Origin of the sequence: Bacteroides sp. ZJ-18 (assembly GCF_011038705.2) — a bacterium.
GTDB lineage: Bacteria > Bacteroidota > Bacteroidia > Bacteroidales > Bacteroidaceae > Bacteroides > Bacteroides hominis.
Genome location: NZ_CP072198.1, coordinates 1,710,427 through 1,723,948, shown reverse-complemented (window position 1 = coordinate 1,723,948; position 13,522 = coordinate 1,710,427). Strand labels below are relative to the sequence as shown.

Annotated in this window: 10 protein-coding genes and 1 tRNA gene; 7 read left to right on the top strand and 4 right to left on the bottom strand. The window is 42.5% G+C overall.

The genetic code is table 11. The features are described from left to right. Positions 1–8 precede the first annotated feature (8 nt). Positions 9–1,742, top strand: coding sequence for a SusD/RagB family nutrient-binding outer membrane lipoprotein (locus tag G7Y45_RS06900; protein WP_005810464.1), 1,734 nt, complete (start codon positions 9–11; stop codon positions 1,740–1,742). Positions 1,743–1,838: 96 nt separating this feature from the next. Here the strand turns inward: G7Y45_RS06900 and G7Y45_RS06895 are convergent, their stop codons facing one another. Continuing rightward, positions 1,839–3,257 (bottom strand): ATP-dependent RecD-like DNA helicase, encoded by a 1,419-nt coding sequence (locus tag G7Y45_RS06895; protein WP_165017450.1) that lies wholly within the window; start codon positions 3,255–3,257, stop codon positions 1,839–1,841. Between the two features lie 96 nt (positions 3,258–3,353). Here G7Y45_RS06895 and G7Y45_RS06890 point away from each other — a divergent pair, with 96 nt between their 5' ends. The 3 genes from G7Y45_RS06890 to G7Y45_RS06880 are packed head-to-tail and all read left to right on the top strand — an operon-like array spanning position 3,354 to position 5,363. Further along, positions 3,354–4,037 (top strand): hypothetical protein, encoded by a 684-nt coding sequence (locus tag G7Y45_RS06890; protein ID WP_005810469.1) that lies wholly within the window; start codon positions 3,354–3,356, stop codon positions 4,035–4,037. A gap of 7 nt (positions 4,038–4,044) precedes the next feature. Continuing rightward, the gene (locus tag G7Y45_RS06885; RefSeq protein WP_032529913.1) at positions 4,045–4,839 is read left to right on the top strand and encodes a DUF3822 family protein; all 795 of its coding nucleotides are present in this window, start codon (positions 4,045–4,047) and stop codon (positions 4,837–4,839) included. Next, positions 4,830–5,363: an RsmD family RNA methyltransferase gene (locus G7Y45_RS06880; protein ID WP_032529912.1), complete on the top strand. Its 534-nt coding sequence runs from the start codon at positions 4,830–4,832 to the stop codon at positions 5,361–5,363. Before G7Y45_RS06885 ends, G7Y45_RS06880 begins: the two co-directional genes overlap by 10 nt. A gap of 17 nt (positions 5,364–5,380) precedes the next feature. Here the strand turns inward: G7Y45_RS06880 and cls are convergent, their stop codons facing one another. From cls to G7Y45_RS06865, 3 genes are all read right to left on the bottom strand, one after another. After that, positions 5,381–6,820 (bottom strand): cardiolipin synthase, encoded by a 1,440-nt coding sequence (cls, locus tag G7Y45_RS06875; protein ID WP_005810475.1) that lies wholly within the window; start codon positions 6,818–6,820, stop codon positions 5,381–5,383. Between the two features lie 156 nt (positions 6,821–6,976). Beyond that, a complete protein-coding gene (locus tag G7Y45_RS06870) occupies positions 6,977–9,889 on the bottom strand; it encodes a TonB-dependent receptor (protein ID WP_165017447.1) in 2,913 nt (970 codons plus the stop codon). Positions 9,890–9,961: 72 nt separating this feature from the next. Further along, complete coding sequence (locus G7Y45_RS06865; protein ID WP_005810481.1) at positions 9,962–10,366, bottom strand: hypothetical protein; 405 nt, start codon at positions 10,364–10,366, stop codon at positions 9,962–9,964. Between the two features lie 136 nt (positions 10,367–10,502). Between G7Y45_RS06865 and aroB the strand changes: the two genes are divergently transcribed. From aroB to G7Y45_RS06850, 3 genes are all read left to right on the top strand, one after another. Further along, entirely contained in the window at positions 10,503–11,564 is a 1,062-nt protein-coding gene (gene aroB / locus G7Y45_RS06860; protein ID WP_005775446.1) for a 3-dehydroquinate synthase, read from the top strand. A gap of 445 nt (positions 11,565–12,009) precedes the next feature. After that, a tRNA-Pro gene (locus G7Y45_RS06855) sits at positions 12,010–12,083 on the top strand. A gap of 305 nt (positions 12,084–12,388) precedes the next feature. Then, a complete protein-coding gene (locus G7Y45_RS06850; protein ID WP_165017444.1) occupies positions 12,389–13,477 on the top strand; it encodes an acyltransferase in 1,089 nt (362 codons plus the stop codon). Positions 13,478–13,522 lie beyond the last annotated feature (45 nt).

Below are 13,522 nucleotides of genomic sequence, written 5' to 3'. Positions count from 1 at the left end.
GATATAGTATGAAATTCAAAATATATAAATCACTTGCCATGTGCACCCTCCTCTTAGGACTGGCTGCATGTAATGATTTCGAAGAAATGAATACCGACCCCTATGCGCCGGTATACGATCCGGAAATAATCGGTGCCACCCCCGACGGAATCGATATTGACTACGAACTGACACCAAGCGCGCTGAAAAGCCTTCAAGGGACGGAAAGTGCCATCGGTTCAGTATTTGCCAACCTAACTTACGAAGGAGTGTATAACGACTATCAGGTTACTACCAATCTGACCCATGACATCTACGCCGCTTACTTTGCAAACAATGTCAGCGGATTCGTAACCAACTCACCTACTTACGGATATAACGACGGATGGTCCAAAAAACGTTGGGAACACTTCTACGATAATCGTACAGTAGAAGAGTACAGCCAGTTGATCAAAACATTCTGGTTCTGTGGAAAGGAACGCTATCATAACGCATTCTATATCACCCGCATCTACTACGCATTCCTGATCTCTATGCAGACAGACACTTATGGAGCCATTCCATTGGAATACTACGTAAAGGGTGCAATGCCTACAGACGAAAAAGTGAAGTATATGGATCAGAAAGATGTATATGACGTCATCTTTAAGATGCTTGACCAAGCCATCACTGCACTCCATAACACCCCATCTACCGCACAATACAGCTTGGGTGAAAACGATAAGTGCTTTGGAGGTGACAAAGACAAATGGCTTCGTTTTGCCAATACCCTTCGCTTACGATTGGCACTGCGTGTATCGAATGTAGATCCTCAACTGGCTAAAGAACAGGGTGAGAAAGCAATGACTGATCCTGCCGGATTGATGCAAAACGATGACGACAACATGAAGCAGACTCCCAAGTATTCATACATAACGGGTGGCAACGAAAACATCTACACACTTCTGTACAACTGGAGTGCCAACGTAGTGTTATCCAAAGAAATGGAAAGAGCTTACAAAGAACAATCCACCATTCTCGACCCGCGTTGCGAAATCTTGTGGTGGAGACCGACTGCCCTTGAAAATCTTAATCTAACCGAACCCAAAGAGGATATGACGAAAGATTTCAATGGTTGTGAAAATGGTGAAACTTCATTGGGAGGTAGCTATACAACCACTTATTCTCCGAGTCGCGTATTCATCAAGCAAGACCAGAAGAAACTCGACCGTAAACATTGGTGGTGCTACGCACGTGAAATTGTATGGCTGGGTTACTCCGAGAGTTTATTCCTTCGGGCAGAAGCCGCTCTCCGCGGATGGGCAGGTGCAAATGGAACAGCTGAAGAATTATATAAGGAAGGCATCGAAGCTTCCTTCAACTACTATCAGATTGGCGCTGACGAAGAAGGTCAGGAGAAGATCAACAAGTATATGGAAGGACTGAAAGGATTACAAGCTTTCAAGAGTGGTGACAGAGAAGCACAACTGGAGCAGATCATCACCCAGAAATGGATTGCCGTATATCCGAATGGCAATGAAGGGTGGGCAGAGTTCCGCCGTACAGACTATCCCCGCTACATGAAAACACCTAAAGGAGGCAACAACTCAGGGGGTGAAGTCGCAAACGGCAAGTTCATCAAACGCCTGAGATACCCGGATAGCGAAGTGTCCAACCCGAACCGTCCGAAAGATGTAGATACACAAGGAACTCGTTTATGGTGGGACGTAGCCGACACCAATGATGATGGAGGCAATTACGTTACTCCAAACAATTTCCGCTAAACAACGAGATTAATATTCATGCACTGACAATAGATTAGGTTACACAAGAGAAACAGGGAGCCCGAGATGGGTTCCCTGTTTTTATGTATACTCCTGTCACTCTATTTGTTCTTTCGGATAATTCACCAAATAGAGTGTCTTCGATGCACGTGTGAAAGCCGTATATAGCCAGCGGAAATAATCCGGCGTCAGATATTCATCCGACATATACCCCTGATCGAGAAAAACATTCTGCCACTGCCCGCCCTGTGCCTTATGGCAAGTCACTGCATAAGCATACTTTACCTGCAAAGCATTGTAATGCGGATCTGCTTTCATCTTTTTCATTCGCTCCCGCTTGACAGTAATATCCGCATAGTCCTCAAGTACGGAATAAAAAAGCCGGTCATTTTCTGTTTTGGGCAAGGCAGGGGCATCCGAATGGAGTGTATCCAGCAACAAGTTTGCTTCAATTTCAAAATCATTATAATCCGGAAATGAAAGAACCACTTCGGCAAACCGAAAACCATACAGTTCACGAGTACGTCTCACCCGGCGAACCACGGCAATCTCTCCGTTCGCTATGAAATCCATTTCTTTATACCTCTCAGTCCAGTAATAATTATTCTTCGCTATCATTAGCAAATCACCCGTATTCAGTTCATCTTCCCGGTAAAGAATCTGGGCACGTATACCTTTATTATATATATTGGCCCGCTTATTGGAACGACATACCACAATCGTCTCGTCCATGCCATCTTTTTCGTAACATCCGGTCAGGGTCTCAATCAGCTCGTCACCGGGCACTACCTTTATATCCGGAAATCCACTCACTTTTATCTTAGGCAACGAGTAACACTCCTCTTCAGCAATTAACCGGCGTATTTGGGTCGCATTCCATAATATACCAGATGCCTGTACCTGACGCACCACTTGTGTCAGATCGACCTCTATCACATTCAGTCCGTATCCTTTCAATGCCTCTGTAACAAGTGCAGGACTTTGCTCTTCCCCTACCGGAGGCAGCTGGGCTGTATCTCCCATCAACAGCAAACGGCATCCTGCACCGGAATAAACAAACTCGACCAGATCATCCAAAAGCCGCCCCGTACCAAACATAGATCCCGATAAACCTTCATTCGAAATCATGGAAGCTTCATCTACAATATATAATGTATGGGTGGTAAGATTATCATTGATTGAAAAATTACTTACTTCATTCGAAAATGACTGCTGTCTGTATATCTTTTTATGAATGGTAAAAGCCGGATGTCCCGCGTAAGCAGAAAATACCTTAGCTGCCCTCCCCGTAGGCGCCAGCAATACCGATTTCTGTTGTAACTTATCCATCGCTTTCACCAAGGCTCCGACAAGAGAAGTCTTTCCGGTTCCTGCATATCCACGAAGCACAAAAACCGTCTCATTAGCCGTAGAAAGTAGAAACTCTGAAAGAGATTTTACAGCTATTTCTTGCTCAAAAGTTGGCTGATAAGAAAAATTTTCCTTAATTTGCCGCTCTAAATAGTTATTTATCATTTTTGTACGAGAAAAAAGTTACAAGAACTATCGTTAATTAGATTTATTTATTTTATTTTTGCGCTACGAATATAAACTAAAAAAAACATATTTATCATGAAAACAGTATTTAATATCGTACTAGGTCTATGCGTAATTGCTTTGGTTTACATTTGCTATGCCAGCATCATGGGTCCTATCAACTTCGAAAATGCTAAAAAGCACAGAGACAAAGCAGTTGTTGCCCGCTTGATCGATATTCGTAAAGCTCAGGCAGAATATCGTAATATCTACAAGCAGTACACTGCAAGCTTTGACACACTGATCGATTTCGTTAAGACACAAAAAATACCTTTCGTATCTAAAGAAGGTGTATTGAGCGACAAACAACTGGAAGACGGTATGACTGAAAAGAAAGCTATGGCTATGATCAACAAGGCTAAAAAGACTAACAACTGGAAAGAAGTTGAAGCTGCCGGTTTGATGGGCTTTAAACGTGATACAATATGGGTTGCCGTAACAGATACCATTTATGATAAATCATTCAATGCAGACTCTTTGAGATACGTTCCGTTCGGTGGCGGTGCACAGTTTGAAATGTACACCAGAAACGATACAACTAAATCAGGAGCTCCTATCTTCCTGTTCCAGGCTAATACTCCGTATGATGTATACTTGAACGGACTTGACAAGCAAGAAATCGCAAACTTGAAAGATGTTCAAACCAAACTGGGTAAATATCCAGGCTTGATGGTAGGTTCTATTGACACTCCGAACAACGGCGCAGGTAACTGGGAATAATCCGAATATGCCCGATAGAGCAATTGCAGAAACGATTGACTTTAGTAAATCGGAACAATATACATTGTCCATCCGTCTTAGTACGGATGGATTTTCTTTTTCTATCTACAATCCGATTCACGATAGTTCGCTCTCTTTCTTTGAGAAAGAGGTCGAGCCTTCATTATCTCTTACAGCCAACCTCAAAAAGGCTTTTCGTGAATTGAACTTTCTGAATCATACTTACAAACGGGTAAACATCCTGATGGCGGACAAACGTTTCACACTAATCCCCCTTGAACTGTTTGAGGATGATCAGTCCGAAATGGTATTCTACCACAACCACACTCCCAAAGAAAATGAAACGGTAAAATACAATATTTTAAAAAAGAATAATGCCGTAGTCATCTTCGGTATGGACAAAAGCACTTATCAATTCTTGTCCGATCACTACCCTGAGGCAAGATTTTATTCACAGGCAGCCCCATTAGCAGAATATTTTTCAGCAAAAAGCAGATTAGGCAACAGTAAAAAGATATATGCCTCTATCCGCCACAATGCCATCGACTTTTTCTGTTACGAACGCGGACATCTGCTTCTTGCCAATTCATTTGAATGTCGCAAAACAGATGACCGAATCTACTATCTCCTCTATCTTTGGAAACAACTGAATTTCGACCAGGAGCGAGACGAACTTCACCTGACAGGTGTATTTGACGATAAAGAAAAACTAATGCAGGAGTTACGTAAATATATTCAACAAGTATTCATAATGAACCCTGCAAGCAATATTGACATGCAAGCCTTATTAACATGCGAGTAATCAGCGGAATATATAAAAGAAGAAGATTTGATGTGCCCAGAACATTCAAAGCACGTCCCACAACAGATTTTGCCAAAGAAAATCTGTTTAACGTTTTATCCAACTACATGGACTTCGAAGACGGCATTGTTGCCCTTGACCTCTTTGCCGGTACAGGCAGCATCAGCATTGAACTGGTGTCGCGCGGTTGCGACCGTGTCATCAGTGTAGAGAAAGATGGTGCCCATCATGCTTTTATCAGTAAAATAATGAAGGAAGTGCAGACGGATAAATGCCTGCCTATACGTGGAGATGTATTCAAATTCATTAATGGCAGTCATGAGCAATTCGACTTTATTTTTGCCGACCCTCCTTATGAACTGAAAGAACTGGAAACAATCCCGGATCTGGTTTTCGAAAACAATATGTTGAAGGAAAACGGACTTTTTGTCCTGGAGCATGGCAAAAAGAATAACTTTGAGGATAATCCCCATTTCATTGAAAGAAGAGTATACGGTAGTGTAAACTTCTCTTTTTTCAGATAAACTGCAGAAGATACACTTTACAGCAAAGGAGCGAGCAAACGGACTACAGACTCCATCGCTTTCTGCCTCCAGGAACGCTTCTCCCAGTTCTTCAAGAAGATCTGGGTACTTTCCCGTTGATCCTGTAAAAAGATCTCCCGCATCTGTAGGGCAGTCTCCATATCGTACATAAAGGCATTTACTTCGAAATTGTGTTCGAAACTGCGAAAATCGAGATTGGTAGACCCCACGGTTGAAAGCATATCATCTGAAACCATCAATTTGGAATGCAGGAATCCCTTTTTATAAAAATAGACCTTGACTCCTGCCCGCAAAGCATCTGCCAGATAAGAACAGGAACCTAAGTGCGTCACTCGGTTGTCTGCATGTTCAGGCAACATCAACCGAACATCTACCCCGGCTAATGCCGCAGTCTGCATAGCAACCAGTATCTGTTCGGTAGGCAGGAAGTAAGGAGTCTGCATATAGAAATATTTCTTGGCACCGGATATGGCAACCGTCAATCCCTGCATGATTTCTTTCCAAGGTCCAATCGGTTCACTCGTTACAATCTGTACCAAAGAGTTGCCACAGGCCTCTATCTTAGGAAAATAACGTGAAGCCGTAATCAAGGTACGATCCACAAAATACCAATCCAGCAAAAAGGCAGTCTGCAGACCATGTACGGCCTTTCCTTCAAGCATTATATGCGTATCCCGCCAAATTCCCCAAGAGAAACCGCGCATATAACGTTCGGCAAGATTCATTCCTCCTACAAATCCGATACGACCGTCTATCACTACAATCTTTCGGTGATTACGATAGTTGACCTTACTCGTAAATAGGGGAAAACGTACTTTCAGAAAACTCCGCACCTCAATTCCGGCATCACGCATCTCTTCAAAGAATCTATGAGGAACGTGCCAGCACCCTACATCATCATAAATCACACGTACCTCAACTCCCTCGCGTGCCTTCTCTATCAATACATCACGCACCAGACGCCCCACCGGATCATCTTCAAAGATATAATATTCCATATGAATATGGAATCTGGCCTTTTGCAGCTCTCGCAATAAAGCCTGAAGTTTAGAATATCCGCCGGTATAAATATCCACCCGGTTTCCTTCGAACGGAAAGGCTTGGTTCGTGTTCTGAAACAGTTGTATCAGACGGGCATATTCTTTCGGCGTTTCACAGCAGTTCTGTGCCAGATACTCTGCCATCGGCTTTTTGAGCAATCGATTGTAACTTTTCTTACCGATAATCTTCTCACGCCGCTGGCTACGCCCGAAAAAGAAATAGAAAACCAACCCTACAACCGGAAGGAACATAAGGATCAGAATCCATGCCATTGTCTTTACCGGATTACGATTGTCGAGAATCACGATGACAATCGTACCGATAATAGCCCCGAAATAAATAATATCAAAGGCAACGGTAGCTATTACGCTTGCTATGTAGTTCCAATCTATCATATTCACCCTCCGCGTATTATACAAACAACAAATGTATGGAAAATATCGGATACGGACAACAACTGTCCCGATTCAAAACGACAATCCCTCCGAACAGATGCAAAATTAAAGAGATTTTGCAATCTATCCGGAGGGAGTTATCAGGTCAGTCTTTTATTAAAAATGAGGACGTCCGCCTCCAAAACCGCCGGGACCTCTGCCGGGTCCGCCAAATCCTCTACGTCCGCCGCTATTCATCATCTTTTCACGGGCCGCTTTACTACCAAAGATATTCAGGCGATAAATGAAGTGTACCATACAGTAACTATTGATACCATTATATTCGGATACCGAACGCATATCGGCTGTCAACGAACGGCTGATGTTGCTCTGCTGCCTAAGGATATCATATACTTCAAAACTGATAGTACCTGCACCTTTCAGCAACGACTGCGCAAGTTGTGCATTCCAGATCAGTTCATTACGATTCATACTCGAATCACGATAACCACGACGGCTTTGATTAGTGATGTTAGTAGCCAAGGTCATCTTCCAGGGCATCGTTATATTGGTACTTGCCCCATAAGAATATGTATAAGGTTCCTGATTATTCTCCGGACGGAGTTTATTACGTTCTGCTGTATAATTGATTGAACCATTCAACGAAAACTCGAACCAGTCATTACGATAAGAGCCTGTAACCCTCTCGCCCAACATCAAACCGGTACTTGTATTTCTATCATTGTTTTTCGTATCCTGATTGTAGAGGAACGCTACATTATTCTGATAATTGATGTTGGTAAAAGTATTAATCGTATACTTCTTGTTCCTCAAAGCTGTATTGAAACCGAACAAACCAAAAGCATTCCAGTTACCGTTAATATTTTCCGGACGCGTAATCAAACCACCGGTTTCTTCATTATAACGAGTACTATTGCTGATACTGTTCTGTGTAGCAGTAAAGCTGAAATGGGTCATAATTCCACGCTGTTTCTCTGCATTGTATGTATTGTAGAATAAACGCATCGTATGTGCAAAAGAAGGTTTCAACCCGGGATTACCCATACGGATATTCAATGGGTTTGAGTTGTCGGTTATAGGTAACAGATTCTCCATAGTAGGTTGACTGCTACGTCCCCGGTAGGTAAAGCGCAACTGACTCACCTTTGAGAAACGGAAGCGCAAATCCATATTCGGTGCAAAGTTAAACACAGTACGTGTCGTATCGATCATATAGTCTCCCTTTTTATAGGACAAAGTGGAATTCTGCGGCTGGAAGGACATACCTACATTCAACTGATACTTCTGACGAATGAAGCGTAAACCCACTGAAGCATCATGGTTATAGTAACGATATTCGGCATTCTTACTCAAGCTGTCCACTGCATGAGCTTCGTATCCGGAAGGAAGGGTCCCCCCGATAGTCCAATCGGGATAATCCAGTAAATCGAATGTGGTCTTGTCACTTTTACTGTATTTGTACTGGAACTGGTAGCTGAATTGTAAGAAAGTAGCCTTTGCAATCGGTTCGCTATAAGTCACTTGTGCCGTATAGTTATAATTGTGTGTAGGAGTTGTAATATACTGATTACGATACAAGATGGAGTCACCCCCCAAATGATTCAACAATTGGTAATAACGTGTTTCGGATTGCGTATATTGGTCGTTATCATTATCACCATAACCGAAAACCCCACGGAAAGTCAGGTTACGTCCTTTATTATTCAATTTCCGGTTAACCTGCAAAGTGGCATTTCCCGACAGACTATTCCCCTTGGACAGCGAAGCACTGTTGGTAGCATTTACACGGATATCTTTCAGCGGATCATCGGAAAGATTGTCAAAATTCAGATAATCATTCGGATTTGCCACCAGATTGAAAGGATCTTCATTAAAGGTTCCCGACTCCGAAAGAGAAGCATTGTTGGTTCTTCCATAAGAAAAATTCGGGCGAAAAATAATATTTGTCAGCGTATCTGGTTTCCACTCCATACGGAAGTCGGCATTCACATTTGTCCCCTTATTCCGGTTCTTATTATTCGAATTAGAATATGAATTGCCATTCTGAAGGAAGCGTTCGGAAGAGTTGATACTCGAAATATCTCCATCCTGGAAATTATAACGTACACTACCTCCCAGTTCAATCTTGTTGGTCTGAGTGGCAAAGGTAGCTCCTAACATTTTAGTGGCATTCAAGCCATTGTTGCTCCGCCAGCGCGGCCCTCCACCTCCACCGGAGAAACCCTGATCGTTTACATTGTTTGCCGAACCAATAATCGAAAACTGAGTATTATCAATAAAGCGATTCAACATCATTCGTCCGGTATAACGGTCCTTAGTACCGGCTCCCAGATCTGCATTGCCAAACCATCCTTGATTCATTCCTTTCTTCACGGTCAGGTCAAGCACCGTTTCCTCTTCGCCATCGTCAATACCCGTCACACGTGCCAAATCTGATTTTTTATCATAAGTTTTCAGCTTATCGACCATGTCTACAGGAAGATTCTTTAAACCGGTCTTTACGTCTCCACCAAAGAATTCCTTACCGTCGACCATAATTTTTTTCAGTTCTTTCCCATTGATTTTGACATTACCATCATCATCTATTTCAGCACCCGGAAGCTTCTTAACCAACTCCTCCAACATAGCACCCTCAGGCGTACGATAAGCACTGGAATTATACATCAACGTATCTTCTACTACCGTCACTTGCGGAGCTTCGGCCACCACAACTGCTTCTTTAAGCATAACAGCATCGGTTGCCAATTCGATATTTCCCATCTTTTTGGCAGGAACATTAGCCGTTAACTGAACGGGGATAACTTTTGTGATGTATCCGATAAAAGATACTTTAAGCAGATATTTTCCCGGTTTCTGCTTGGATAAAGAGAAGTAGCCTTGTGCTGAAGTGGTCATACCCGCTACCTGAGCACTGTCGGGGAGAGATAATAACTGCACGGCAGCGAGTTCGACCGGTTCTTTCGTACCGGCCTCTATTACACAGCCCGATACGGTTACAATTTTGTTTTGCGCATAAGTGGATAGGGTAACTGTCAGCAGCAACACCATCCAGATCAATAGTTTCTTCATTTGCCTGTAGGTTGAATAATAACAATCGTTTGTTTGACAACCTTTAAGGCAAAAGGTTTAATTTAAACACGATTATCTTTTAAAGATTTTATCGACTTGTGCCTTTTTCATACCAAACTCAAGACAGAGCACATTGATAATGAGGAAAATAAGAAAGGAAGAAGTATCAACTGTCATGATATCTCCCGTTGCCACCCGATAAAGCATCCCCCCAAATAAAAAAAGTACTGTCAAAAAGATGGCGTTACGAGTCGCCTTGTTCCGTATAATCTCCGTTTCACGCCCTTCATTACGCGATAAAGCAAAGAGAATCATCACTGCTCCCAACATCATCAGCAGCTTGGTGCATTCCTTATAGAATAACAAGTTACTGTCTGTCACCATTCCTTGCATCACTAACAGGAACGGAATGAATAACGATACAAAAAGAATCACATATCCTAACGGACGGCAGAATACAGGTAATAATGCTTTCATTTTATCTAAAATTAATGTCACAAAGATAGCTTTTTCTCATAAACGAAACTCTATGTTTTACATTTTTAAGTGCTAAGTTTCACTATTTATCTCCGAACCCCTATCTTTGCAGTATATAAAAAAACATCGAACCATTATGAGTAAACAAGAAGTCATTCTTTGCGAGAATCTGGAAAGCAGTATAGGACGTGCCGTCGAAAACTGCCCACACGACCGCCTGTTCATTCTCACCGACGATCATACTCACCGTCTCTGTCTGTCACAACTGATGAATCTGCCGTTCCTGAAGGATGCGGTTGAAATCACTATCGGAGCCGAAGACGTTCATAAAACACTTGAAACACTGGCCTCCGTTTGGCAAGTGTTAAGTGAAAAAGGTGCTACCCGCCACTCACTCCTTATCAATCTCGGAGGTGGAATGGTGACTGACTTAGGCGGATTTGCCGCTGCCACATTCAAACGCGGCATCGCTTACATCAATATTCCCACTACCCTGCTGGCGATGGTAGACGCTTCTGTAGGCGGAAAGACCGGAATCAATTTTAACGGGTTGAAAAACGAGATAGGTGCCTTTGCACCGGCATCCAGTGTATTAATCGAAACAGAGTTCCTCCGTACACTCGATGCACACAATTTCTTTTCCGGCTATGCCGAAATGCTGAAACACGGACTGATCAGTAACACTGCTCACTGGGCGGAACTACTCGCATTCGATACAGAAAAGATGGACTATCGATACCTGAAAGAGTTGGTGGGACGTTCCGTACAAGTAAAAGAAGACATAGTAGAGCAAGACCCGTTTGAACACGGTATCCGCAAAGCGTTGAATTTGGGACATACCGTAGGACATGCTTTTGAAAGCCTGGCTCTTGCCGAGAACCGTCCGGTCCTCCACGGGTACGCCGTAGCCTGGGGAATTGTTTGCGAACTCTATCTGTCACATTTAAAAACCGGTTTTCCGAAAGACAAGATGCGTCAGACCATCCAATTCATAAAAGATAATTATGGCGCTTTCACGTTCGACTGCAAACAGTACGAACGCCTATACGGATTCATGCAGCATGATAAGAAAAACAATGCAGGTGTCATAAACTTCACGCTTCTGAAAGAAATCGGCGATATCAGTATCAACCAGACAACGGACAAAGATACTATTTTCGAAATGTTCGACTTCTACCGGGAGTGCATGGGTATGTAAAGCAGGCATCGTGACAGAGGTATCCACTTCCGATCATGAATAAATGAAGTACCACATAAGAAGCATAAGACGAATCGGCAGGTTGCGAAAATCACAACTAATACGAATGACCACCCGCCTTTACAATCCCAAGGGGTATCAGGACATGTTAGTATAATGCATTATTAACTAATCATTTAAATGGATAGTGATCTATTCCCAAAACCTTTGTTTTAACACAATGTTAAAACAAAGGTTTGGTTGATAAAAGACTTGTTCTCTAATGTCAAGAAACAAATCTTTTGCAAAGAAGAGTTTTATTATCTCATATTCAGATTAACAATGTTAATGGATCGTTTCACCCAAAGACTCTACTCTCTGAGCATGAAAAATGCTATAAAGGAGAAATAAATCATCCGAATATTTTGCTTATTAAAAATAAAATTCTACTTTTGCACTCGCAATTCGGGATGTAGCTCAGCCCGGTAGAGTACGCGTCTGGGGGGCGTGTGGTCGCAAGTTCGAATCTTGTCATCCCGACGAATTGAATGAAATAAGGAGTTAAGAATCAAACTTAACTCCTTTTCTTTTTATCTGATAGTTTGATTCCCATTTTCACCGTTACAACACCTACACTGCAAATAGAGAAAAAGCAGAACGTTGAATATTCAATGCAATTCCCCTGATTATTTCCACATATTACTCAGTATCTCAAGTTTTTTTCTATCTTTGCCCCAAATAAAACAGCATCCGGAAAATAAACGGGGTATGTCCACTATAAATGGATACTTCGCATAAAAACACAAAATAAAAATCGTCTTATTAACAAGAAAACTCAAACAAAAATGAAACGCATTGTTTTTTTAGATTATGTACGCGTATTCGCGTGCTTCCTCGTTATGATCGTACACGCCAGTGAAAATTTCTACGGTGCCGCCGGATCCACAGATATGGCCGGACCACAGTCTTATCTACCCAGTGAAGCAGACCGGCTATGGGTAGCTGTCTACGATGGCTTTTCACGCATGGCCGTGCCGCTGTTCATGATTGTCTCAGCCTTTCTTCTTGCGCCGATGAAAGAAGGACAGACCACATGGCAATTCTACCGCCAACGCTTCATCCGCATCGTACCACCATTTTTCATCTTCATGATACTATACAGTACCCTGCCAATGTTATGGGGGCAGCTAAATGAAGAAACCTCCTTAAAAGATCTGTCACGGATATTCCTGAACTTCCCGACACTGGCCGGACACCTGTGGTTCATGTACCCTCTGATCAGCCTTTACTTATTCATACCCATAATATCGCCATGGCTGAAAAAAGCCACGGCAAAAGAAGAACGTTTTTTCATCGGATTGTTCTTATTATCAACATGTATACCCTATCTAAACCGTTGGTGCGGTGAAGTATGGGGACAATGTTTTTGGAACGAATACCATATGTTGTGGTACTTCTCAGGTTACTTGGGCTATCTTGTACTGGCACATTACATACATGTCCATCTCACTTGGAACCGTTCCAAACGTCTCACTGTAGGAATTATTTCAATGGTCACCGGAGCAATATTAACCATCTACTCTTTCTATGTCCAAGCCATACCCGGAGAAATTCTCCCTACACCCGAAATAGAAATAGGATGGGCTTTCTGCACAATCAACTGTGTACTTCTCACAGCGGGTACATTCCTTCTTTTTACATGTATAAACAGTCAAAAAGCCCCACGGCTCATTACAGAAATATCGAAACTCAGCTATGGCATGTATCTTATGCACATATTCTGGCTCGGGTTATGGGCTACAGTGTTCAAACATACACTGGCACTTCCTACTGTCGCTGCCATACCATGTATCGCTGTCAGTACATTCATCTGCTGCTTCGTAACTGCAAAGATCATCTCATTCATCCCGGGCAGTAAATGGATAATAGGATAAATATCCGCTATCGGAACTGTTATAAAATGGAATATTGCAAATACC